The sequence below is a fragment of the Roseivirga sp. UBA838 genome (assembly GCF_002296035.1).
Lineage (GTDB): Bacteria > Bacteroidota > Bacteroidia > Cytophagales > Cyclobacteriaceae > Roseivirga > Roseivirga thermotolerans.
Genome location: NZ_DBHC01000017.1, coordinates 79,384 through 102,310 on the forward strand (window position 1 = coordinate 79,384; position 22,927 = coordinate 102,310).

At 40.3% G+C, this 22,927-nt stretch carries 23 protein-coding genes and 1 tRNA gene; 22 read left to right on the forward strand and 2 right to left on the reverse strand.

The window, feature by feature from the left end; translation table 11 throughout:
* The first annotated feature begins 5 nt into the window (after positions 1 to 5).
* The 22 genes from B3O12_RS06105 (at position 6) to B3O12_RS06210 (ending at position 21,615) form a co-directional block, all read left to right on the forward strand.
* Complete coding sequence (locus B3O12_RS06105) at positions 6 to 818, forward strand: glycosyltransferase (RefSeq protein ID WP_286755671.1); 813 nt, start codon at positions 6 to 8, stop codon at positions 816 to 818.
* A complete protein-coding gene (locus B3O12_RS06110; RefSeq protein ID WP_286755672.1) occupies positions 815 to 1,708 on the forward strand; it encodes a glycosyltransferase family 2 protein in 894 nt (297 codons plus the stop codon). Before B3O12_RS06105 ends, B3O12_RS06110 begins: the two co-directional genes overlap by 4 nt.
* Positions 1,705 to 2,757, forward strand: coding sequence for a glycosyltransferase family 4 protein (locus B3O12_RS06115; protein ID WP_286755673.1), 1,053 nt, complete (start codon positions 1,705 to 1,707; stop codon positions 2,755 to 2,757). Before B3O12_RS06110 ends, B3O12_RS06115 begins: the two co-directional genes overlap by 4 nt.
* On the forward strand, positions 2,747 to 3,499 hold the full coding sequence (locus B3O12_RS06120; RefSeq protein WP_286755674.1) for a cytidylyltransferase domain-containing protein: 753 nt from the start codon (positions 2,747 to 2,749) through the stop codon (positions 3,497 to 3,499). The genes B3O12_RS06115 and B3O12_RS06120 overlap by 11 nt, the downstream gene beginning before the upstream one ends.
* Before the next feature lie 49 nt (positions 3,500 to 3,548).
* Positions 3,549 to 4,589 carry an N-acetylneuraminate synthase family protein gene (locus tag B3O12_RS06125; RefSeq protein WP_286755676.1) on the forward strand — a complete coding sequence of 347 codons (1,041 nt, stop codon included), beginning with the start codon at positions 3,549 to 3,551 and terminating at the stop codon, positions 4,587 to 4,589.
* A gap of 109 nt (positions 4,590 to 4,698) precedes the next feature.
* On the forward strand, positions 4,699 to 5,076 hold the full coding sequence (locus B3O12_RS06130) for a GxxExxY protein (RefSeq protein ID WP_286755677.1): 378 nt from the start codon (positions 4,699 to 4,701) through the stop codon (positions 5,074 to 5,076).
* Positions 5,077 to 5,191: 115 nt separating this feature from the next.
* On the forward strand, positions 5,192 to 5,680 hold the full coding sequence (locus B3O12_RS06135; protein WP_189630650.1) for a KdsC family phosphatase: 489 nt from the start codon (positions 5,192 to 5,194) through the stop codon (positions 5,678 to 5,680).
* Positions 5,681 to 5,799: 119 nt separating this feature from the next.
* Positions 5,800 to 6,999 carry a polysialyltransferase family glycosyltransferase gene (locus B3O12_RS06140; RefSeq protein WP_286755678.1) on the forward strand — a complete coding sequence of 400 codons (1,200 nt, stop codon included), beginning with the start codon at positions 5,800 to 5,802 and terminating at the stop codon, positions 6,997 to 6,999.
* A gap of 21 nt (positions 7,000 to 7,020) precedes the next feature.
* Positions 7,021 to 8,037 (forward strand): N-acetylneuraminate synthase family protein, encoded by a 1,017-nt coding sequence (locus B3O12_RS06145; RefSeq protein WP_286755679.1) that lies wholly within the window; start codon positions 7,021 to 7,023, stop codon positions 8,035 to 8,037.
* Positions 8,024 to 9,193: a UDP-N-acetylglucosamine 2-epimerase gene (gene neuC / locus B3O12_RS06150; RefSeq protein WP_286755680.1), complete on the forward strand. Its 1,170-nt coding sequence runs from the start codon at positions 8,024 to 8,026 to the stop codon at positions 9,191 to 9,193. Before B3O12_RS06145 ends, neuC begins: the two co-directional genes overlap by 14 nt.
* Positions 9,194 to 9,203: 10 nt before the next feature.
* Positions 9,204 to 9,983, forward strand: a complete 780-nt coding sequence (locus B3O12_RS06155; RefSeq protein ID WP_286755681.1) for a hypothetical protein — start codon at positions 9,204 to 9,206, stop codon at positions 9,981 to 9,983.
* A gap of 26 nt (positions 9,984 to 10,009) precedes the next feature.
* Positions 10,010 to 10,699, forward strand: a complete 690-nt coding sequence (locus B3O12_RS06160; RefSeq protein ID WP_286755682.1) for a cytidylyltransferase domain-containing protein — start codon at positions 10,010 to 10,012, stop codon at positions 10,697 to 10,699.
* An 82-nt stretch (positions 10,700 to 10,781) separates the two neighbouring features.
* Positions 10,782 to 12,242, forward strand: a complete 1,461-nt coding sequence (locus B3O12_RS06165) for a hypothetical protein (RefSeq protein WP_286755683.1) — start codon at positions 10,782 to 10,784, stop codon at positions 12,240 to 12,242.
* A 148-nt stretch (positions 12,243 to 12,390) separates the two neighbouring features.
* Positions 12,391 to 13,245: a glycosyltransferase family 4 protein gene (locus B3O12_RS06170; RefSeq protein ID WP_286755684.1), complete on the forward strand. Its 855-nt coding sequence runs from the start codon at positions 12,391 to 12,393 to the stop codon at positions 13,243 to 13,245.
* Positions 13,246 to 13,548: 303 nt separating this feature from the next.
* Positions 13,549 to 13,773: a hypothetical protein gene (locus B3O12_RS06175; RefSeq protein WP_286755685.1), complete on the forward strand. Its 225-nt coding sequence runs from the start codon at positions 13,549 to 13,551 to the stop codon at positions 13,771 to 13,773.
* Positions 13,770 to 14,912, forward strand: a complete 1,143-nt coding sequence (locus tag B3O12_RS06180; RefSeq protein ID WP_286755686.1) for a glycosyltransferase family 4 protein — start codon at positions 13,770 to 13,772, stop codon at positions 14,910 to 14,912. The genes B3O12_RS06175 and B3O12_RS06180 overlap by 4 nt, the downstream gene beginning before the upstream one ends.
* 217 nt (positions 14,913 to 15,129) lie before the next feature.
* Positions 15,130 to 16,275, forward strand: coding sequence for a hypothetical protein (locus B3O12_RS06185; RefSeq protein WP_286755687.1), 1,146 nt, complete (start codon positions 15,130 to 15,132; stop codon positions 16,273 to 16,275).
* Positions 16,253 to 17,395, forward strand: a complete 1,143-nt coding sequence (locus B3O12_RS06190) for a glycosyltransferase family 4 protein (protein ID WP_286755688.1) — start codon at positions 16,253 to 16,255, stop codon at positions 17,393 to 17,395. The genes B3O12_RS06185 and B3O12_RS06190 overlap by 23 nt, the downstream gene beginning before the upstream one ends.
* The gene (locus tag B3O12_RS06195) at positions 17,388 to 17,996 is read left to right on the forward strand and encodes a sugar transferase (protein WP_189630822.1); all 609 of its coding nucleotides are present in this window, start codon (positions 17,388 to 17,390) and stop codon (positions 17,994 to 17,996) included. Before B3O12_RS06190 ends, B3O12_RS06195 begins: the two co-directional genes overlap by 8 nt.
* The gene (locus B3O12_RS06200; protein WP_189630660.1) at positions 17,993 to 18,601 is read left to right on the forward strand and encodes an acetyltransferase; all 609 of its coding nucleotides are present in this window, start codon (positions 17,993 to 17,995) and stop codon (positions 18,599 to 18,601) included. Before B3O12_RS06195 ends, B3O12_RS06200 begins: the two co-directional genes overlap by 4 nt.
* Positions 18,588 to 19,730, forward strand: a complete 1,143-nt coding sequence (locus B3O12_RS06205; protein WP_286755689.1) for a DegT/DnrJ/EryC1/StrS family aminotransferase — start codon at positions 18,588 to 18,590, stop codon at positions 19,728 to 19,730. The genes B3O12_RS06200 and B3O12_RS06205 overlap by 14 nt, the downstream gene beginning before the upstream one ends.
* Positions 19,720 to 21,615 carry a nucleoside-diphosphate sugar epimerase/dehydratase gene (locus B3O12_RS06210; RefSeq protein ID WP_286755690.1) on the forward strand — a complete coding sequence of 632 codons (1,896 nt, stop codon included), beginning with the start codon at positions 19,720 to 19,722 and terminating at the stop codon, positions 21,613 to 21,615. The genes B3O12_RS06205 and B3O12_RS06210 overlap by 11 nt, the downstream gene beginning before the upstream one ends.
* Before the next feature lie 143 nt (positions 21,616 to 21,758).
* On the opposite strand, the gene B3O12_RS06215 is transcribed toward B3O12_RS06210, so the two are convergent.
* Both B3O12_RS06215 and B3O12_RS06220 read right to left on the reverse strand, forming a co-directional pair.
* The gene (locus tag B3O12_RS06215; protein WP_189630663.1) at positions 21,759 to 22,712 is read right to left on the reverse strand and encodes a hypothetical protein; all 954 of its coding nucleotides are present in this window, start codon (positions 22,710 to 22,712) and stop codon (positions 21,759 to 21,761) included.
* Positions 22,713 to 22,836: 124 nt separating this feature from the next.
* Positions 22,837 to 22,910: transfer RNA gene (locus tag B3O12_RS06220), tRNA-Arg, on the reverse strand.
* Between the last annotated feature and the right edge of the window lie 17 nt (positions 22,911 to 22,927).

Sequence of the window (22,927 nt, forward strand, 5' to 3'; positions counted from 1 at the left end):
CCGTCTTGAACCACTTTTTAATTACTCGCTTCAACATTAGGGTAGATGATTGGACCACTACCAGAGATGGATATCAGGTGAATCAGACAGATTGGCTTGAGCATAGATTCAGACTTTTTATGGACTATTGTTGGCCGTCAGTACTTAACCAGTCTGATCAGAACTTCACTTGGTTGGTATTCTTTGACACAACCACTCCGGAGCAGTTTAAGGCTTTGAATGAGAATTTGGTGTTAAAATATCCCAAGTTCTGTCCCATATATGTGGATGGAATTCGATCTTTTCTTCCTTCTTTAAGAAGAGAGCTGATGGAACGAACTAATACCGACTACCTCATTACCTCAAGAATCGATAATGATGACCTTATTCACAGAGACTTTATAAAACGAGTTAAAGAGGAGGCCAAACCTTCGGGCCAATTGGTAATTGATATGCAGAGAGGTTATCAGCTAATCAATAAATCTAAAATCTTCGAAGTGAGGAACTATATCCATTACTTCAATCCATTTATATCGCTCATAGAGTCTTCTTCGGGTGCAAGAAGTGTTATGGATAGAAATCATCGGGACTGGAGTACGGCAGAGCAGGTGGTTGCTGTAACCGATAAACCATACTGGATAGAGCATGTGCATGAAAGGAATAAACTGAATGCTGCAAGAAACCAATTAACACTTGTTAGGAAAACAAACTGGAAGGAGTTTGGCTTGGATCAGCCCATAAGAACGTACTCTCTGCACAAAGTCTTGTCCACCAATCTGTTTATCAAACTCAAAAGACTTATTGTTAAACTCAAAAGGCTGCTTGGTAGTAAAAATTGATACGTACACCCCCTAGAATAAGTGTTATAATTCCCGCGTTTAATCGAGAAAGATTAATTCTGGAAACGCTTAAGTCTATTGCTGATCAAACGTTCTCAGATTTTGAGTGTTTAGTTGTCGATGATGGTTCTTCTGACCGCACCAAGGAGTTGGTTAAGGATTTTGCGCTCAAAGACGAACGTTTTTGCTTGTTATGCAGGCCTAACACTTATGCCAAAGGTGCTCCAAGTTGTCGTAATTATGGCCTTCATTTAGCAAAAGGAGAGTTCGTTCAGTTCTTCGATTCTGATGATATACTTTTGAGAGAGGCACTGTCAGACAAGGTTCAGGAACTGGATGCGGATAAGGAACTACAGTTTGTAGTATCTAAGACCGCTTTTTTGTTGAGTGATGGCCAACTGAGTTATCCTGACCAGCGGTTGTTTTATCCGCAAACATTTGAGGAATTTTTAGAGGAAAAATCCATTTTCTTTACCCCAGGCCCGATGTTTCGGTCTGTTTTTTTAAAAGAACAGAAATTGGCATTTGACCCGAGTTTGGAGAGACATCAAGAGTTTGAGTTCTATACACGTTTAATGTCCGGAATGCCGAAATTCAAAATTTTGGATAAGGTTCATTGCCACTATCGTATGCATACTGCAAGCATTAAGTCTAAGTCTGACGAAGCCGGTAATTTATATTATCGTAGAACGAAACTAAAGGCTATTGAACGGATTAATAAGAACAGCGAGTATACATATGTGTTAGCCTTGCAAAGAGTTTTCCGGCCTTATGCAATAACTACATTGAAAGTGGCAGTTTATCAGCGAAATCTGGCCATGATTTGGTATACTCTGTCATGGATGATCAGGTTCTATGCGGCAGGCTCTATAAGACGTTTACTTAAGTGACTAAAATAAAGGTTTTTTTAGGGGGCTTTATTAATCAGACCAATGCCCAAAACTTAAACTGTAGAGAACTAGCTGTTCATTTGGATAAAAATAGATTCGAGGTATACACTCTGTCCATAAAGCATGGAAATCTCGAGACGATATCTTCAAATGGGTTAAGGGTTTTTCAGTGTTCCTATCCGGTTAAGTTAACAGGTCTTCTGGGGTATGTTTGGGGTATATACAAGTCTGACGTAGTGTATTTGCCTAGGGCCGATTTTCTCAGGTGGCAATTGTTTTTGGTCAGACTTTTTAAGCGTAAGAGTTTTAAGACTATCGAGAATATAATTGATGAAGTGGGTTTGAAGACGGCTCTTTCAGTACCAAGAAAGAAGCTAAAGAATGTTCTTGATTACTATAGATATTGTGATCAGAATCATCCAATCACAAATTTTGTAGGAGAGTATAATTTTAAGCATCATAAATTGACCTACGATAAGCCTATATTACCTGTTCCCACAGATATTCGCTTCTTTTCATCTAACTACAGAGTTAGGAGTGAACTTAAGAAGCTTGTTTTTATAGGCAATGACTTTCATCGCAAAGGCTTGAATGAGTTTATCGATTTAGCAAATAAGTTCCCCCATTTGCTCTTTAAAGTAATTGGAAAAGGAGATTTTAAACAGTATGAGGAAAAGCTAAAAACCAATAATGTAGAATACATAGGCATGGTAAATCATGACGATTTTCATGATGTTCTACAAGACGTAGATCTCCATTTCTTTCCTTCCAGGTCAGAGGGTTTTGGAAAGGTGACTATTGAGTGCGCAGCTCTTGGAATACCAAGCATAGTATACGACTCCTATGGCGCTAAGGAATGGATTAATCATACTGAAGGTTTTGTAGTTTCTTCTTTTTCAGAAGTGGTTTTCTGCGTGGAGAAGTTGTTGAACGACTCGATTTTACTTGAGAGAGTATCGAAGAGTTGTGTTCACTTGGCTAATCGATTCTCTTCAGAAGAGGTTGTTCCACTGTATCAGCAGGTAATTGAAGACCTTTATGCCTCATAATCTCATAATTATACAAGCCAGAACGTCCTCTACCAGGCTTCCCGGTAAGGTGTTACAGCCAATATGGAAAGGAAAGAATCTGCTGGATTTGCAGCTCGAGAAATTTCGGAGATTAGGTACTCCTTTAGTTGTGGCTACCACTGTAAATCCATCGGATGATGCCATTGTCGATTGGGCCAAAAGGAACAACGTAGAGGCTTTTAGGGGAGATGAGCAGAATGTACTAAAGCGTTTTATCGATTGTGCCAGGCAATACCAGGCTAAGAACCTGATCCGTGTTTGTTCTGATAATCCATTTATTCAGTCCGATCAGGTTCCGTATTTTCTGAATTCCTTAGCACAGGGGGTAGACTATATTAGTTTTTGTAACCATTCTGGTATTCCGGCTATAAAAACCCATTGGGGACTTTTTGTAGAGGGAGTAAGGTTAGGTGCATTGGAAAGAGCTTCGGAAATTCTTGAAACCCATGCTGAGGAAAAATTCTATTCAGAGCATGTGACTAACTTTATTTACGGAAATTCTGAACAATTCAAGATAAAGCTCGATCAAGCTCCTGAGACTGTTGTTTCACGAAGCGACCTTAGGTTTACTATCGACACGCCAGACGATTTCCAAAATATGCATAGCTTGCTCCAATTAGCTGGTTCAGAGGCTAATCTCGAGCAATTAATTGAATTAGTTGACGCTAACCCCAATATTAAATCGGTCATGCGTCAAGGAATTGATCAGTTCAATAAGTGAGTGTTTAATAATATGCTCATTGAACGTTAAACATTGAACATTTTAGAATATGCCTCATACTTACTTAATCGGTGAAATAGGACAGAACCATAATGGCTCTGTAGATTTAGCCAAACTCTTAATCGATAAAGCCGCTCAACCTGTTAAGGATGAACTCTTTGGCTTGGAATTAAAACCTTGGGATGCCGTAAAACTGACCAAGAGAGATTTGGCAGAAGAGCTATCCGCTTCGGCCATGGCAAAACCCTATAATAGCCCACATAGCTTTGGAAAGACCTATGGAGAGCACAGAGCCAAGCTTGAGCTCAATGATGAGCAGCATTTTGAATTGTATCAGTATGCTAAAGAAAAGGGGCTGGATTTTGTAGAGACGCTCTGCGCTATTGGCTGTTTAAGCATGCTTAAGCTATTTACCCCTGACAGGCTGAAAGTAGCAAGTCGTGACCTTACCAATCTGCCTTTACTCAATGCTATGGCCGAAACCAAAATTCCAATGGTTATTTCTACAGGCATGGGTGGAGTAGAAGAGATAGACGATGCATTGGAGGTAATTACTAAGCATCACAATAAGATAACCATCTTACATTGTTTGTCGCAGTATCCGAGTGAATACAAAAACATCAACCTCAATAGCATTCATTATTTAAAGGAACGCTATGCAGGCTTTGAAGTCGGTTATTCCGACCATAGCATAGGAATAGCCATACCTTTAGCCGCGGTGGCCATGGGAGCCACTACCATAGAAAAGCACATTACCTTGGACCGAACCATGAAAGGGACAGATCAGGCCGGCTCGTTGGCTCCGGATGGAATGCGTAGAATGGTTAGAGATATCCGAAACCTTGAAATGGCTTTTGGTGAAATGAAGAAGGAGAGAAGTGAAGCCGTAGAACTGGCCAAGGTGAAGTTGGAGAGAAGCATTGCTACCAAAAGAAATATGAAAAAAGGAGAAGTGGTGACAGAGAATGATGTACACCTGCTTAGTCCTGGAGATGGATTTCAATGGGCTCAGAAGAACGAGGTACTCGGAAAAGTACTCACTCAAGATGTGCCAGCCGATGAAGTGATTTATAAAGAAATGCTTTTTTAAGTTCACGCAGAGATCGCAAAGAAAAATGCATGCAAAGAACACAAAGTACTTAAGAATTCTTAGCGCTCTTAGCGTGAAAAATTCTGCAGCCTTTGCGTGAAATAAGCACATGACAGAAAATGAAATTTCATATAAGATAATCGGTACAGCAATAGACCTGCATAGAAATGTAGGTCCTGGTTTGTTAGAATCAGCTTATGAAAATGCACTTGCCTATGATCTCCGGGAATCGGGCTTGGAGGTAAAACAGCAGCTACCTTTGCCATTTCATTATAAAGAGGTTAGAATGGATGTAGGCTATAGGGTTGATTTGTTGATAGAAAATAAAGTGATTGTAGAAGTCAAATCAGTCGAAACCTTAGCACCCGTTCACTATGCTCAGTTATTGACTTATTTAAAATTGTCCGATAAGAAGCTGGGTCTATTGATCAACTTCAATTCAAAGATCCTCAAAAACGAAATTCACCGTGTGGTGAATAATTTATAAATGTTTCTCGTAGAGGCCGCAAAGAAAAGTATACGCAGAGAACGCGGATAATTCTCAATGAGCTTTGCGTAGCAACCTTAGCGCTCTTTGCGTGAAATAATTAACTTCCTAAACTATGCTCCCTAAGCTTATACTCACCGATATCGATGGCGTCTGGACAGACGGAGGCATGTACTACGACCAGACAGGTAATGAATGGAAAAAGTTCAACACCTCTGACAGTGCCGGAGTACTTTTTGCCCGAAAGTTGAACATCCCCGTGGGGATTATAACCGGTGAGGACACTCAAATAGTAGCTAAAAGAGCCTCTAAGCTAAAAATTGATTTGCTCTTTCAGGGAATTCAAGATAAGGTGAAGGTGGCTCAGGAATTGGTAGATGATATGGGTATAGACCTTACAGATGTTGCCTACATTGGCGATGATCTGGGAGACCTGCAACTTCTTAAAAAAGTAGGTACTTCGGCTGCTCCAGCCAATTCACCAGATTACATAAAAAAACATGTACATTATGTGACCAATAAGGCAGGCGGTGAAGGCGCTTTTCGAGAGTTTGTAGAGTGGATAATTCAGCAAAGTGGAATAAATATCGAAGACCTACTTTAATCGATTATCGTCACCATAAGCCCGTCTGCAGGTAGTCAAGTGCTTGCAATCGTCTTTTGCTCTGTAAGCAATACCCTCCCTCAGCGTGACGAAAAAATGAACTTGATTACTATTTCTAAATGCCAAATAAGTTGGTGAAGGAGAAAAAACATTTCTTAGTCATTTGGCCCACCATTAGGAGAGACTGGGTAAGTACATTTTATAAACTTGAAGACCAGTTTCGGTTTACATTCATTCCTTCAACTTTTCCTCAAGAACCAAATTTTGCCGATTGCTTTGAATGTCGGTATTGGTCAGAGTTTAGTTCTGTTCAGGAGCTCTTAGATGAGGTTAAACCTGATGGAGTGATATTTATGTCCATAGAGTCTGGCTTGAGCATGGCTACTAATTATCTGGCTCAAAAAAGAGGAATTCGAACCATCATTCTTCAACATGGTATATTTACTAACTATAAAGATTACAGGAATAGAGAAAAACTTTGGAGAAAGAATAGCCTCGCCAGGGAAACCAAAGACTCCCAGGCTCAAAAGGGATTTAGTACTTTGAGATTTCTAAAGAAATCGTTTATAGGCACCGATCGTTTCAAACTTTTATCAATAGCAATTTATACTAAGTTACAACAAAAGGTTGGACCCTATTGGGCAGCAAAACATTTGCCTCTTTCTATTAAAAAGGCCAACCAATACATCTGCTATAGCCCATTTAATGCCACAATACATAGAGAAACAGATAGGGTTTCTGAACATGAAATAAGCTATGTAGGTAGTCATGAGCTAATGAATTATCTGAGAAAAGAAGAGCCTTTGACGGACAAGCCCTTTTACCTTCATATTGATCAGGCCCTGGCCCAGAATTCGTTTGGAGAAGAGACTGTTAGCAGAGAAGCCATGATAGGATTCTACCAAAAACTCAATGATTATTGCCTGAGCCAACAAGCATCCTTGTACATCAAACTTCACCCAGAATCATATAAGTCTGATTGGCTACCGAAGCATGATAATATCCATTACATTCGGCATGTAGATAACTTCAATCAGATTATTCAAAGCGCGTTGGGCTGTTTTGGGTTTTACTCGACCATGGTGATACCGGCTGTTTATTGGAAGCCAACCATTTTATTTAAAATTACCTATTCCGGTTTGCAAGAGTCTATCAGCGAAGAATTCAATATTACCGTTCTAAATTTTTGGTCATTTGATCATATGGATATAAACTTTAGTAGTTTGAAAGATAAAGATGGTTTTGTTAAAAGATATATAAAGCCTGATGGAGTAGGTGAGGATAGCCTTCAAAAGATACTTGCGGAATTCATCACCTGAACTGATAAAACACAAATAGGAATGCATATAAATAATGATTATCTCATCATTGCAGAAGTAGGGCAAGCGCATGATGGAAGCCTAGGGATTTTACACTCTTACATTGATGCGTTGGCAGAAACCGGAGTAAATGCAATTAAGTTCCAAACACACATAGCCTCTGCAGAAAGTAGCCATTTTGAAGAATTTCGTATTCCGTTTAGTTATGAAGATAAATCTCGATTTGATTACTGGAAGAGAATGGAGTTTTCTCACCAACAATGGTGTGAGATAAAAAAGCACTGTGAAGAAAAGGGAGTAACTTTTATGTCTTCACCTTTTTCTATTGAAGCACTGGAACTCTTAGAAAGTATTGGTACAGAAGTTTATAAGGTTGGCTCTGGTGAAATGACCAACTATTTGTTGTTAGACAGGTTAGCTCAGTTAAATAAGCCAGTTATATTGTCCTCAGGGCTAAGTTCATTAAACGAAGTAAGAGAGGCTTGTGCAAGGTTTGATCAAAGTCAGTCTAGCATATCCATACTTCAATGTACCACTCAATACCCTACACCCACCGACCAAGTTGGAATAAATGTAATCACGGAGTTCAAAAGAGAATTTCCTAATTATGCCATTGGCCTATCAGATCATTCGGGAGAAATTTATCCCAGTATTGCGGCAGCTACCCTAGGAGCTCGTGTTTTTGAGTTTCATGCTGTTTTTGATAAGAGGATGTTTGGTCCTGATAGTACATCTTCACTAACCATTGACCAAATAAAAGAACTTGTTCGAGCATTAGGGTTGGTGAAAAATATGTTGGAGCACCCAGTTGACAAAAGCCTCAATACCCCGTTGGCTAGGTCCAAGACCTTATTTGGGAAGTCTTTAGCACTTAGACAAGACTTGCCAAAAGGAAGTATCTTGAGAATTGAACACTTGGAGACCAAAAAACCTAGTGGTTTAGGTGTTGACGCCAGTGAGTATCAAAGTGTTTTGGGCAAGAGACTGAAAAAGAGCTTAACAAGGAATAGTTTTCTAAAGATTGATGACATTGAATAAAAGAAGAATATGTGTGGTCGTTACAGCTAGACCAAGTTACAGTAGAATCAAAACTGCAATGCTGGCAATGAAGGAGCACCCTGAAATTGAATTACAAGTCGTCTTGGCCGCATCCTCTTTGCTTGAACGATATGGAAATGCCTCAAGAATCATTGAGAAGGATGGGTTTGATATAGCAGCTCGAGTATACAATGTTTTAGAAGGAGAGAATTTAACGTCCTCTGCACGTACAACTGGTGTTGGGATAATAGAGCTGGCATCAGTTTTTGAGCGATTATCGCCACATGCGGTGGTCACAATAGCTGACCGTTTTGAAACAATGGCTACCGCAGTTGCAGCATCATATATGAATATTCCGTTGATCCATATTCAAGGAGGGGAGGTTACAGGAAACATTGATGAGAAAGTTCGTCATGCAGTATCAAAACTGTCAGATGTCCATTTGGTAGCTTCTGAAAATGCGAGGGCCCGACTAATAAAAATGGGAGAAGATCCAAAGATGATTTTTAATACAGGATGTCCCTCGATTGATATTGCCCGAATGGTGTCCGAATGTAATGTTTCAGGATTAGTCAATGGTTTTGACGCTAAGTATGGTGGTGTGGGTAAGCCTGTAGACTATAAGTCACCTTATGCGGTTGTTATGCAACATCCTGTTACAACTGAATATGAAAAATCAAGAAGTCAGGTTGAGCTTACCTTAAATGTCATGGAATCTCTAAACATTCCTGTTATCTGGTTCTGGCCTAATGTTGATGCGGGTTCGGATGGCACCTCGAAAGGAATTAGAGCATTTAGGGAAAGGTCAAGTCAGAATAAGTTTTACTTTCTAAAAAATATGGAGCCAGTAGATTTTCTTGCTCTACTTAAGAATTCTATGGTACTAGTTGGCAACTCTAGTGTGGGGATTAGAGAATGTGCCTACCTTGGAGTTCCGGTCGTTAATATAGGAAGTCGACAGAACGGAAGAGTAAGAGGAACTAACGTTATTGATGTAGAGCATGATTTTGAGTCTCTAAAAAGCGCTATTTTAAAACAAATAGCACATGGGCCTTACTCCGCTTCACATCTCTATGGAGATGGTTATTCCGGACAGCGAATAGCCGAAATACTTGCAAAAGTGGATTTAACTATAAACAAACAAATCACCTATTAAACCCAAATTAATGAAGGACCAGAGTTTAGAGGAGTACTTTTATCGCGAAAAACTTGACCAATACATTAATGAGCCTCAGAGTGATACTCGGGATGTTTTTGATGCGGTTACTGGAGGAATCAATGAGCCAATTCCTCCCAACTTAGAAGATATTGTAAGACTACACCAAATGATTAGAAAGAACATGTCCTTTACTGTTCTGGAGTTTGGAGTAGGCTTTTCTACACTCATTATTGCTGATGCATTAAAAAAGAATAAGAATGATTGGGGTGCTTTGCAGTCAAAACCACGGGTTAGAAACCGGTACATGTTTAAGTGTTTTTCGGTCGATTCTTCAAAAAAATGGATAAACAAGACTTCAGCTCGTTTACCAAACGAATTAAGCTCAATTGTTGAGTTTTCGTTCAGTGAGGTTTCTATTGGAACATATCAGGGTCAACTATGTAGTTACTACGATAAGCTGCCTGACATAGTACCAGATTTTATTTATTTAGATGGGCCAGACCCAAAGGCCGTTAAAGGAAGCATAGGTGGACTTTCGTTTCAATGTGATGAGCGCACCGTGAATAGTGGAGACATACTTCTAATGGAGCCGACTCTTTTACCCGGAACTACGATTCTGGTTGATGGGAGAACAAATAATGCACGTTTTTTGGCTAATAATTTTAAACGAAATTTCTCCATGGAGTGGGATAGAACAGGAGATATCACAATTTTTAAATTGAATGAAGAGCGCTTAGGCAAGTACAATGTTTTGGGTAGTGACTTTATTAGGAACCCTACTGTTTAGATAAAGCTTGCTATCATTTTACTCTAATGAAAATTCTAACGATAATACCTGCTAGAAAGAACTCCAAAAGATTACCAGGGAAGAACGTAAAGGAACTTTGTGGTAAGCCTCTGATAAACTATACCTTGGAACTTGCTAATCAATTCACCTTCAATACTAAAGTTGTCTTAAGTTCAGACGATCCTCAGGTATTGAGGTTTGGTAGGAATTTCGACAATATTACCCCTCTTGAAAGGCCTAGTTATCTGGCAGAGGATAATTCTTTAGCAATTGAATATGTTCAACATGCTTTGTTGAGCTGTAAAAACGAAAGTTTTGATGCGGTTTTGATTTTACAAGCTACTTCCCCTTTCACTATTATGAAAGACGTGCAAGATTGTCTAGAGCTTTTTGAAAGTAAAAGGCCGGATAGTGTTGTTAGTGTGGCACAGGTAGCTTTCGAGTTTCATCCATCTAAGTTTAAGAGATTAACGGAAGGAGGGGGGCTGAAGCCCTACTTTGAAGAAGAGAAGGCTATGGAATACCAAAACCTACCTAAAGCTTATACACGAAATGGCTCCATATATCTAACAAGCATTGATTGCATAAATATGGGGAGGGTTATTGGCGACAATTGCCTGGGTTACGAGATGCCAACTATTCGCTCAGTTGATATCAACGATATGTTTGATTTTGCCTTTGCAGAATTTTTGGGTAAGAAATATCATGGATTATAGAGGGTTCTTACGTTAAAATGATTTTATGAATGTAGTCTATGCTTTGTCTCACCTAGAAGATTGGGTTGGGTTTGCAAAAGAAATGAAGAAGAGGCTTAACTGGGAGCCACGCTACTGGGTTTGTACTTGGGTCACGGAAGGTAAAATACTAAAGCATTTTCCAGACTGTTATACGCATTATTACTTAAGCATAATTAAAGGTGAGAGTGTTGGTGAATTGGATTTGTTTGCTCCAGCAGGAATAGATGAAGACCTGATTCGTGAATACGCGGTCGAAATGGATTTGGCCATGAAAATGATGGATAGGCTAGATTCAGGAGATGGGTTTTCGTACAATGAGCGAAAGTTTTTCTTTCTGAAGCTTTTGAATTACGCTCATAACGTTCTGTCCAAATTTGAACCAGAGTTGGCGATTTTTACCGAAATCCCACACCATGTTGCACAGTATGTTTTATATGTGGTACTGAAAAAGAACGGTGTAAAAACATTAATGTTTAAACCGAATACCACCTTGGGGGTGAGACTACTTATCTATAATGATATTTACGATGACCCTATTGCTACAATGGGGCAGTTTAAATTTAGTCAGGAAGTTGACAGCCATGCAAAAACAGCCATTTCTGAATTTATAGAATCCAAGAGAGGAGACTATTCTCGAGGTATTCCGGATACAATAAAATCGTTACATAACCAATCTAGCCAAACAAGAGCTGTTTTTGCGACCTTAAAAAGGCTTCTAAACGCCATGGCTTTTTTTAGAATTTTTGACAAGAGCAAGTTTTCAACTGTTAGGAAGCTAAGGGGAGTCCCACTGGAAGAATCAGAAATTAATAAGGCACAGTTGTACTGGCTTAAATGGAAAGGGTTTAGAAAGCAAAAGAAACTAAGAAGAAAGTATGATGTTTATTCTACTTATGATATAAACTTCGATGAGAAATTCATCTATATCCCGTTGCACTATCAACCTGAGCGAACGACCTCTCCCGATGGAGGTATATATGTTGAACAACTAATCATGATACAACTTTTAAGAAGTTGTCTACCCAGAGAAGTCACATTGGTAGTTAAGGAGCATAAATCCCAGTTTATACCTAAAAGAGAAGGACATTTATCTCGCTTTGAGTTTCACTATAAGGCCTTAAAAGAAATGAGCGGAGTAAAGCTTGCTCCACTGGAAACCGACCCTTTTGTATTGCTTGACAAATGCTGGTTTGTGGCAACGGTTGTTGGTACAGCTGGTCTCGAGGCAATAGCAAGGGGTAAACCGGCAATAGTTTTTGGTGGAGGTTGTTGGTATAGGTCATTGGAAGGGGTTTTTTATGTGAAAAATAGAAGGGAACTGAAAGTTGCAATTGATAGAATAATAAATGGGGTAGTAATACAGGAAGACTCTGTTAAAGAGTTTATGATGGAGTTTTATCAGAAGTCATTTGCTGGTGTAATTCTGCCTACCTTTAGAAGGAATCAAACAGAAGAAAACAATGTGAAATTGATGGCCGACTCCGTAGAGAAATATGTAAGGCATGTATTCCATTGGGTTTAGAAATAGCGTACTTATTGTAAGGGATGATAGGTCTGGGTGGAGTATGCGGAGATACTCTACTCTTTGTGAAAAGGTATTGGGTGTAGAGACAATTAGGATACCAGCTAATACGAGAGGCTTTAAAACTCTACTGTACAAACTTTTTATTTTGCCTTGGAAAATTTATAGCCACAAAACAAGAGTCGTTTTGCTCCCGTCAGAGAAGTTGGTCTTTCTTACTTTTCTCGTTCCGAATAAAGCATATGTCTTAGTTTGTCATGATTTACATGACATAATGAATGGTCGATTGTCTAAAGTCAGACTTTGGTATGAGAAAATACTTTATAGAAGGATAAGTAAGGCTGATCGAATAATAACGGTTTCTCAAAATACAAAAAAAGAGCTTTTAAATTTCTTAGGAGTAGACAATAGTCTTAAGGTAGACGTAATTCACAACCCCGTGGAAGACTCTTGGTTTGATCGAATTGGAGAAGATAGGTTACACGAAGTCTCTAACGTAAAGGGCAACTTTCTTTTATTGGTTGGAACCAATGCTTGGTATAAGAATCTAGAGTGGGCTTTTAAGCACATCTCTCGGTTAGGGTTACCAATAGTAAAAGTGGGCCCTCTTCCGGAGGAATTCAACATTGATAGCTTTAATCAACCACTTGTACATTTACCTTTTATTGATGAAGAAGAACTTCAGTGGTTATATCAGAATGCTTTGTGCTTACTATTCCCTTCAATTCATGAGGGGTTTGGTTGGCCAGTTTTAGAAGCTATGGCCTCAGGTTGTCCTGTAGTTGCTGCGAGAAACTCGAGCATAACGGAAGTTGGGGGGGACGCTATTTGCTATTTTGATAATGGAGATGAAAACCAAATGCTCGAATGGATTGAGAAAATTAAGAATGCCCCGTCATTTAGAGCCAAATTAAGTCAGTCAGGAGTTGAAAGAGCAGAGAAGTTTAGGATGGAGACCTTTAAAGTGTCTTGGCAAGACATATTAACTCCATTGGTGGTGTAGCGAGTTCATATAGTATGTTAAACTCTAAGTATTGTCAATTTTAGGTTTGCTTATGTTCATCTACAAATAGTTCAATAGTAATAGGCGGATCAATCCATTACTTTGAAGGTTGAGAAACGTATTGCCTTACCACGAGTATTTTAACATTACCTGGTATAGTAAGCAGACTTTAGTGTAGAGTATGGTTCTATTATAATTTTAAGTGAGCAGATTCTCGACCAAATATTATGCTTTTTAACTCCTTTGATTTTGCCATATTTCTGCCAGTAGTTTTTCTTCTGTATTGGTTCGTATTTAATTTTGATGGTACAATCCCCAATAGACTCCACCTATTTTGAGAATATACTTAATAATGATGAAGTGGATAGTCGTTTTAGTGGTCTGGGGAACTACATTAACTTTAGTCGGCTAATGAAACTGCACTATAAAGAAGACCTTTATGACCTGCATCATTTAAAACAAAGCGGTGTGGAGAAGTTCAACAAGGTTTTGATTGAAACTTTAATGGAGGAAGGGTATTTGAAGTGAAAATTCTATTTGTTCAAAAGGAGGGAGGCATATTTGGCGCAGAGAACTACCAGCTCAAAGTAATTCCCGGGCTAATGGCTAAAGGAGTTGAAGTGGAGTTCCTTAGACTATATACAGATTATCAAGGTGGCAAAGGAGGAGTATTTATCGAAAGGCTAAACGCTTTAGGTGTCAAAACTTTTGAAGTAAACATTGGGAAATACCCAACCCCACGGGTACTTAAGAAGATAAAGAAAATTGCCAACGATGGTAACTACGATATCGTACATACCCATCTGATTCACGCAGATTTACACTTAGCGCTTATAAAGACCTTTATGAAGTTAGAACCCGCGTTGGTTTCAACCAAACATGGGTATGATAACACCTTCACGTCTAAGTTTGGTTTTGATGCTTCTAAACAATCGAGCACCCCGTATTTTCTTATAAGCAAATGGGCCGAGAAGCGAATGTGTGCTTCGTTTACAATTTCGAATGGTTTACGAAATTTCTTTATTGCCACGGGATTAACCAAACCCGAGAAAATGAGGCTAATTCATTATGGCTTTGATATGCCTGATAATTATCTGTATAAAGGTAAAAAAGAGTTTAAAAAAGCCTCCAAGCAGGTGATTATTGCCGGTAGGCTAGTAGCCTTTAAAGGGCATACGTTTCTTATAGAGGCCATGAAGATGGTAGTTAGGGTTTTTGGATCTGAGGTTAAGTTATTGATTGCAGGTACGGGAGCTCTGGAAGCTACTCTTAAAGAGCAAGTAGAAATACTTGGGCTATCTGAACATATCGATTTTCTGGGGTATAGTACAGAAGTTGGGGCATTGATGGCTAACTCCGATGCAGTAGTAGTACCTTCTATTTCAGAAGGATTCGGTGTGGTGTTTCTTGAAGCCTTCTCGGCCAAAACGCCTGTGATCGCGTGGGATGTTCCTGCAGGTAATGAGTTGATGGAGCATGGTAAAACAGGATATCTCGTTCAACCTTATGATGTGACCAGTCTGGGTCAGCAGATTATAAGCGTTTTGAACGACCCTGAAGGACAAACCTCCGTTACAGAAGCTGCTTATGAAAAGCTAAAGTCTTATTTTAACCTGGAACGAATGGTGGATGAAACTATTTCCTTCTATAAAGATGCTCTTAGTTGAGTAACTGGGTATTGATAGCTGTGCTGCAATTACCTGTAATCACATAATGATGCTATTGATTCGAAAGGAAAATCATAAGTTTAACCAGTTAACTAACCCTCTAATTAACTAGTCTTTGGCTCCATTTGAGATACCGGGTTTAATTATTTCGATAGTCTTTTTTTCATTGATTATCTATTTCGTTGGTCAGCGTAACATACCCGGCCAGTTCCATAATATGATTCTTAATTCAGTTTTGATAAGGATTTTTGGAGTATTGGCTTATGCGTCCGTTGTTTTTATTATTTACGGTGGAGCGGGCGACCCAGTAGTATATTTCCGATGGGGACAACGTTTTGCTGAGTATTTCAGGCAATTTGATTTATCACCTTTTTTCGATAGAGATGTTTGGAGAGGACCGGCTTTCACAGGGACAAACTTTGTAGGATACCCTTCTGCAATAATGATTATGCTGGTTGGGGAGAGTTATAGAGGCACATGGCTTTTGTACTCTGCGTTATGTCTAGTTGGATTGTTTTATTTTGCCAAAGTGTTCTACAGGGCCTATGGCGGAGCAGAATACAAAACATACCTCTATATTCTTTTATTGTACCCTTCACTTTGGTTTTGGACAGCTAATGTGAGTAAAGACACTTGGATGATATTTGGCGTGGCAGTCTTCCTCACCGGCATGGTAGATAAAGGCAGAAAGCAGAACATTTATGTAATGGCTTTCGGCCTTTTGTGGTGCTATCTTGTTAGACCACAGTTGGCAGCTATGCTTGCTTTTGCTCTAGCCGGAGCATACTTCTTAGGAACCTTGAAGAAGCTAACCTTTAAAAATGTTTTCATTCTTGTTCTCTCGGTAGTGGGAGCGTTTTATTTTCTTTCTGTGGTAGGAGTTGAAGACGTTACCGAGGTAACTGATTTTGCTGAGCAAACGCAAAGAAAATCGTCCTACGGAGGGAGTGAAATTTCTCTGTCACAGGGGCCATTAAAGTTTATTCAGGCTCCTGTCAATATTTTGCTCAGACCCTTCCCTTGGGAAGTAGGAGGGTTTCTTCAGATAATAAGCTTTTTCGATGTCTACTTCATATGGTATCTGGCTTTTAGGAATTGGCGGGCAGTAAGAAGATCCTTTTCTATGATCCGAAAGGATAGACTGATTGCGTTCTGTTTTATTTTCATAGGTCTTTTTGCTGTGGGTGCGGGTTTAGCACTGGTGAACTTAGGGCTAATTGCACGGCAACGTATTATTCTATATCCGTTTATGTTCATGATTATATATGCTTACAGTGATAAACGGATTGCCTTTTTGAGAAAGAAAAGAAGAGAAGAGCAAGAAAAACGATATCAGGAAATTGCAGAACTTCAGAAAGCCTAAATTTTTACTTATTGGAGGCTTTGCTTCCTCCTTAATCAATTTTAGAGGGCCATTGCTCAAAAGGCTGGTACAAGACTTTGAAGTGTATGCAGCGGCCCCTTTTATAGATGAAGATACTCGAAGTAAGGTAGAAGCCATTGGAGCAAAATGCGTATCTAACTCTTTTGAAAGAACAGGCCTAAACCCCATAAAAGACCTGAAGGCATTAATGGCCTTTAGAAAGCAGGTTAAAGCAATAAAACCTGATTATGTGCTGGCCTACACTATCAAGCCCGTTGTTTTTGGGTTAAAAGCCGCTAAGTTCAGAAACGTGAAACGATTTGCCCTAATAACTGGTAAAGGGTCTGGTTTTGATGAGAGTAGTTTCAAGTCCAGAACCATTGCCAGGTTGGTCAAAAAATTGTACCGAGATACCTTGAAATCGGTTGATGGAGTGATATTTCAAAACAAGGACGATAAAGATTTTTTTGTTCAGCATAAACTGGTCGGTCATGTAAACAGGGTGGAGGTAATTGAAGGAACAGGAGTAGACCTAGAATACTATCGTCTAAAAAGTAAGCCCTCCATACCTGAAAAGGTTAAGTTTCTTTTTATTGCTCGTTTGATCAAAGAAAAAGGAATACCGGAGCTTGTTGAGGCAAGTGAGATTTTGCGTAAAAAAGGACATGCTTTTGAGGTACAGCTCTTAGGCTGGATTGATCCTAATCCCGGAGGAATATCCAAAGCAGAGATCGATAGCTTACACAATTCTGGAGTTATAAATTACCTGGGCACCACCAGTGACGTAAGGCCATTTATTGAAGCGGCTGACGTTTTTGTGCTACCCAGCTATTATAATGAGGGGCTTCCAAGAACCATTCAAGAAGCCATGGCCATGAAAAAACCGATTATTACTACAGATCATCCCGGTTGTAGAGAAACAGTCGAAGAACACAGAAATGGATTTCTTGTCCCCGTAAAGGACGCAAAGGCTCTAGCAAATGCTATGGCTTATTTTATGGAACAACCCGATCAGGTTCTGAAAATGGGAGCGGAAAGCTATGAAATAGCGAAAGAAAGGTTCGATGTCAATAAGATTAATGAGCGTTTGCTTAACTTCATGGAGTTAAATGATGTATAGGCATTTTTTTAAAAGAGCTTTTGATTTTGTGGCTGCCCTGGCAGCCTTTTTATTGCTGAGTCCTGTTTTTATACTCACCACCGCGCTGCTAACTCTAGCCAATGCCGGAAAACCCTTCTTTTTTCAACTTAGGCCGGGTAAAAATGGCGAAGTATTTCGCATCTATAAGTTCAAAACCATGAACGATAAGAAAGACTCATTCGGGAATTTATTACCCGATGCGCAACGGCTTACCAAAATTGGCCAGTTGGTGAGAAAACTGTCTCTTGATGAAATCCCACAGTTGCTTAATGTAATAAAAGGCGATATGTCGCTGGTTGGACCAAGACCTTTGCTGGTAGAGTATCTGCCATTGTACAATGAACAGCAGGCAAAAAGGCACAATGTAAAACCGGGTATTACAGGGTGGGCACAAGTGAATGGTAGAAATAGCCTCGATTGGCCGGCAAAGTTTGAATTAGATGTTTGGTACGTTGAACATCTATCCTTTTGGTTAGATATTAAAATCCTATTTTTGACTGTCAAGAAGGTTTTTGTGAGGGAGGGAATAAGCTCCAACAGCTCAGTGACAATGGAAAAGTTTAAAGGAAACGAATCATGATTCTTATAGGTGCCTCAGGCCATGCAAAAGTAATCATCGATATTCTTGAGAAGAATGACGAGGCAGTTGAGTATTTGCTTGATGCCAATCCGAATATAAAGGAGTTGGCGGGCTACGAAGTTATAACAGATACTGGCCACAACTATGCTTTAGATAAACAGTACATCATTTCTATAGGTGCGAATAGTATCCGGCAAAAGATTGCCGGCCTTCATAACTTGACCTATGGGTGGGCCATTCACCCTTCGGCAATTCTAGGCGATGATGTTTCTATTGGACAAGGTACGGTTATAATGGCCGGGGCCGTGATCAATTCCTCAACACAGATCGGGAATCATGCCATTATTAATACTTCTGCTTCGGTAGATCATGATTGTAAGATTGGTGATTATGTTCACATCAGTCCAAATGCCACCCTTTGTGGAACAGTGGAGGTGGGAGAGGGCACACAGGTGGGCGCAGGTGCAACTATAATCCCTAACCTTAAAATAGGTAAATGGGCTACTATTGGAGCAGGAGCGGTAATCATCAGTAATGTGCCAGACCATGCTGTGGTAGTAGGTAATCCGGGACGAGTGATTAGATTGAATAATGGAGAAGAGTAAGATTTGGCTGTCATCTCCCCACATGGCCGGGAATGAACAGAAGTATGTGGCATCGGCTTTCGAGTCTAACTGGATTGCTCCGTTAGGGCCTTTGGTCGATAAGTTCGAAGAAGTCTTGTCTGGTTATGTTGGGGTGGCTCATTGCGCAGCCCTTAGCAGTGGTACAGCGGCTATTCACCTGGCCTTAGAGATATTGGGCGTTGGCCCTGGCGATGATGTAATTGTGCAGTCCTTTACCTTTTGCGGATCCATAAACCCTGTGTTGTACCAAAAGGCCAATCCCGTTTTGGTAGATAGTGATCCCGAAACCTGGAATATGGACCCTGAATTACTGCGTGAGGTAATACTGCACCGGATTAAGACGACCGGAAAGCGACCTAAAGCCGTAATTCCAGTGCACTTGTATGGCATGCCGGCCAGAATAGATGAAATCGTAGAGGTTTGTCGTGAATTTGAGATTGCCGTAATAGAAGATGCAGCCGAGGCACTCGGGTCAAGCTATAAAGGACAAAAACTCGGCAGCTTTGGCGACTTTGGTATACTGTCGTTTAATGGGAATAAAATTATTACTACCTCAGGAGGAGGCGCTTTGCTGTCACCTAACAAAGATCGGATTATTAAGGCCCGTTTTTTATCAACCCAGGCGCGCGATCAGGCAGTACACTATCAACACAGTGAGTTGGGATATAATTACCGTCTCTCCAATGTACTGGCCGGAATAGGCGTAGGGCAAATGGAGTTATTGGAACAATTTGTAGCGCTCAGGCGCAAGAATTTCAACTTCTATTGCCAGCTTTTTGATGGCAGCCCGGTCACGGTTCATAAAGAGAGTTCAGACCAGTCATTTTCAAATCACTGGCTAACCACTGTGGTTTTTCCCAAGGACCATGAAAAATTGAACAAAGAAGTTTTCATGCAAGCATTTTTGGAAGAAAATATTGAATCGAGGCCTTTGTGGAAACCAATGCATATGCAACCCCTCTATAAAGGAGCCGAAATGCATGGTGGTGCTGTATGCCACGATTTATTTCAACGCGGATTATGCTTACCTTCAGGTTCTAATTTAACCAATGCCGATCGCGATAGAATAGCATCAGTAGTTCGAAAAGTGTTGAGAAATGCTCAATAAGTTTAAAACCCTTAATGTTCTGCCAAGATGGATTATTGTGATGATCGATCTTACCATATTCTCTTTGGCAGCACTTATTGGGTACTTGCTTCGACTCAATTTTCAAATTGATGAACTTTATGAGTTCGACTTTTTGCGTGGTATAGCCATTTACACCATTTCCGGCCTTATTGCCTCGCTGCTTACCCGTAGTTTTGCCGGAATTATCAGATATACCGGTATTCAGGATACTTTAAGAGTTCTATATGCCAACCTGGTTTCTTTGCTCATTGTATTTGCCATTAATTACCTTTCTGAAAATGCCCTACCATATTCAGTTGCACTCATAGCTTTTCTTGTTTCACTGGTTATATCCATTAGTTATCGTTTACTGGTTAAAGAACTGTTCGCCTTTTATAGAACAGTGCCCAAGAGCCAGCGTAAAATACTTATTATGGGAGCCGGCCGATCCGGTATGATTACCAAACAACTACTGGATAATGACACCCGGTCTAATGTTAAAGTAGTGGGCTTTCTGGAAGACAACCCCAGAAAAATTGGTAATATAATTGGCGGGGTAAGGATTTTTTCAGCCAAAGATGAGTTCGAAAAAGTAGTGATTAAACATAATCCCACAGAACTAATATTGGCAGCTACCAAGCTTTCGTTGGAGCGTAAAAACGATTTGGTAGACCGTTGTCTGGAGTTTGGAATTAAGGTTACCAGTGTTCCTTCTGCCGACCAATGGATTGGTGGAGAGTTCGATATCAACCAGATCAAAGAGGTGAAAATTGAGGATTTGCTGGGCAGAAACGCCATTGTGCTCAAGAATAAGTTCATTAGCAAGCAGCTCAACGATAAGTGTATCCTCATTACCGGGGCTGCAGGCTCGATAGGAAGCGAAATTGTCCGTCAGGTTGTACGTTATTCGCCTGCCAAGGTAATTTTGCTCGACCAGTCTGAAACCGGTTTGTTTGAAATCGAGAATGAGATTAGGGGGCTCAAGAAGATGGGTGAAGATCTTATCTCGTTTGTGGCGGACATCACCAATACTAACCGGCTTAAGGAATGCTTTTCACGCTTCAGACCTCAGGTAATCTTTCATGCTGCAGCCTATAAACATGTGCCCATGATGGAGCTAAATGTTCCGGAGGCTGTATGTTGCAATGTGCTGGGTACCAGAAATCTGGCAGACCTCTCGGTTGAGTTCGATGTGGAAAAGTTTGTGATGATTTCAACCGATAAGGCTGTTAACCCCACCAGTGTAATGGGAGCCACCAAACGAGCGGCAGAGGTATATGTACAAAGCCTTAATGAATTTTTGGTAAGTATAGATTCCGGTTCAACAAAGTTTATTACAACGCGATTTGGTAATGTGCTGGGGTCAAATGGATCGGTAATTCCCATATTCAAAAAACAGATTCAGGCTGGCGGACCAATTACGGTTACCCATCCTGAAATTACCAGGTATTTTATGACCATCCCGGAAGCTTGTAGCCTTGTGTTGGAGGCTGCTACCATGGGAGATGGAGGAGAAATTTTTGTCTTTGATATGGGTAAGTCCGTTAAGATTGTTGATCTGGCCAGGCGTATGATCCAGCTTTCCGGGCTAGTAGAAGGCAAAGACATCGATATAGTTTTTACCGGCCTAAGGCCCGGAGAAAAGCTCTACGAGGAGCTACTCGATGATAACGAGAACAACCTGGCCACTCATAATCCCAAAATAATGATCGCCCAAACCCGTAAACTGGACTTTAAGATGGTTAAGGAGTGTCTTGATCGTTTGGACGAATTGGCAACATTTAGCGAAGGTTATGCCTTCAGTGATGTGGAAATAGTCCGTGTTCTTAAGTCTATGCTCACCGAATATAAGAGTAAGGCCTCTAAGTTTGAATCACTGGACTAAGACACTATTTCCGACACCATTCAACCTCGCAAGGGTATCTGTCATAGCTAAAGCCCTCTATTCAACAAAGCACAAACAATCTGGCGCGGAGAATAATTGATCTGATGTCCGGCCCGATTTCCAGGGCTGGCCGCGCGAAAAGATTATCTAAACTTAGGTTTCTTTCTGGAGGGGGAGAAGAGTTCTCCAAGGAAGTTATCAGGTAAGTACATTTCCAATCTTAACGAGAAGATATAATAAGCATCGTTGTTTTCTCTACCTCTTATAGCCCCTTTCTGCCGGGCTGTATAACCACCTTCAACCGATCTGTCATATACCTGAACAGCAATATCTGCCATTGGTGAGCCCGGACCACCATTCCATTCTATGATTTCATCTCGGCTCGGATAAAAGGTTGCCACATCGTCAAGGTAATCAGTAAAGGTAAACCTTCTGGCACCTTCAATAAGAATATCGATGTACTGGTTGGCTTTTAACCTAACTCCAATACCAAATGGAATTACGGTTACATTTTTAGGATAAGAACTAACTGGTGCAGCTTCTTCTGTTTGAATTTCCCAAAGCCTTACGGTGTAATTGCCTTCTTCTCCGGGAAGAAATGTCTTAGGACGGTTAGTAGAACGCCCAATACCAAACATCAGGTAAGGGTTAATAATTGGTCTTCTGGTATAACTTCCGTCAACAGGAATTAGGTTGAAAATGGCAAGGGCAGAAACTTCTAAGTTTTGCGATCTGAAATTCAGGTTTCTGATGTAGCGGTCGTCTTCATCTCCAACATCGGTACGATTACTGATTCGCTTTGAAATGAACCCAGACTTGCCTTCAGCATCACTTCCGCCTATCTGATACCAGTTTACGTCTACACGCAGTGAGAGCTGCGAACCGAACTTCTTTCTCAGGCCAACACCTAAACTTGGGCCCAGGGCAGACTGAAGACCATCGTAAAAAACATCGTGCATGTCGCCATGATAGGTAGAAAAGCCTACGCCATAGGAGAACATCCATGTGCGATCTCTACGTCTGGAATAGAAGGATTGGGCGTTTGCAAGTTCAGTAAACGCTAAGATAATAAGTAAAGTGAAAGTGACCTTTTTCATCTTAAAGCTTATAGTAAAGCTAATTAACTTCTTATTGGGTTACAAACTATCTTAGCTGAGGCTCTACAAATTTATGATTATTTACTGTAAACGAAAAATCTCCAGCCAAATGACTGGAGATTTGTACACCCGGAAGGAGTCGAACCCTCAACCTCTGGAGCCGAAATCCAGCGCTCTATCCAGTTGAGCTACGGGTGCCTGCGCTTAAAAGAGTG

Bases quoted from the DNA above. Each gene is read 5' to 3' on its own strand.
- B3O12_RS06210 (WP_286755690.1), top strand. From the start codon at position 19,720: ATGCTCAATAAGTTTAAAACCCTTAATGTTCTGCCAAGATGGATTATT.
- B3O12_RS06145 (WP_286755679.1), top strand. From the start codon at position 7,021: ATGCATATAAATAATGATTATCTCATCATTGCAGAAGTAGGGCAAGCG.
- B3O12_RS06155 (WP_286755681.1), top strand. From the start codon at position 9,204: ATGAAGGACCAGAGTTTAGAGGAGTACTTTTATCGCGAAAAACTTGAC.
- B3O12_RS06195 (WP_189630822.1), top strand. From the start codon at position 17,388: ATGTATAGGCATTTTTTTAAAAGAGCTTTTGATTTTGTGGCTGCCCTG.
- B3O12_RS06160 (WP_286755682.1), top strand. From the start codon at position 10,010: ATGAAAATTCTAACGATAATACCTGCTAGAAAGAACTCCAAAAGATTA.
- B3O12_RS06130 (WP_286755677.1), top strand. From the start codon at position 4,699: ATGACAGAAAATGAAATTTCATATAAGATAATCGGTACAGCAATAGAC.
- B3O12_RS06200 (WP_189630660.1), top strand. From the start codon at position 17,993: ATGATTCTTATAGGTGCCTCAGGCCATGCAAAAGTAATCATCGATATT.
- B3O12_RS06140 (WP_286755678.1), top strand. From the start codon at position 5,800: ATGCCAAATAAGTTGGTGAAGGAGAAAAAACATTTCTTAGTCATTTGG.
- B3O12_RS06205 (WP_286755689.1), top strand. From the start codon at position 18,588: ATGGAGAAGAGTAAGATTTGGCTGTCATCTCCCCACATGGCCGGGAAT.
- B3O12_RS06215 (WP_189630663.1), bottom strand. From the start codon at position 22,712: ATGAAAAAGGTCACTTTCACTTTACTTATTATCTTAGCGTTTACTGAA.
- B3O12_RS06175 (WP_286755685.1), top strand. From the start codon at position 13,549: ATGGTACAATCCCCAATAGACTCCACCTATTTTGAGAATATACTTAAT.
- B3O12_RS06165 (WP_286755683.1), top strand. From the start codon at position 10,782: ATGAAGAAGAGGCTTAACTGGGAGCCACGCTACTGGGTTTGTACTTGG.
- B3O12_RS06135 (WP_189630650.1), top strand. From the start codon at position 5,192: ATGCTCCCTAAGCTTATACTCACCGATATCGATGGCGTCTGGACAGAC.
- B3O12_RS06120 (WP_286755674.1), top strand. From the start codon at position 2,747: ATGCCTCATAATCTCATAATTATACAAGCCAGAACGTCCTCTACCAGG.
- B3O12_RS06185 (WP_286755687.1), top strand. From the start codon at position 15,130: ATGATTCTTAATTCAGTTTTGATAAGGATTTTTGGAGTATTGGCTTAT.
- neuC (WP_286755680.1), top strand. From the start codon at position 8,024: ATGACATTGAATAAAAGAAGAATATGTGTGGTCGTTACAGCTAGACCA.
- B3O12_RS06125 (WP_286755676.1), top strand. From the start codon at position 3,549: ATGCCTCATACTTACTTAATCGGTGAAATAGGACAGAACCATAATGGC.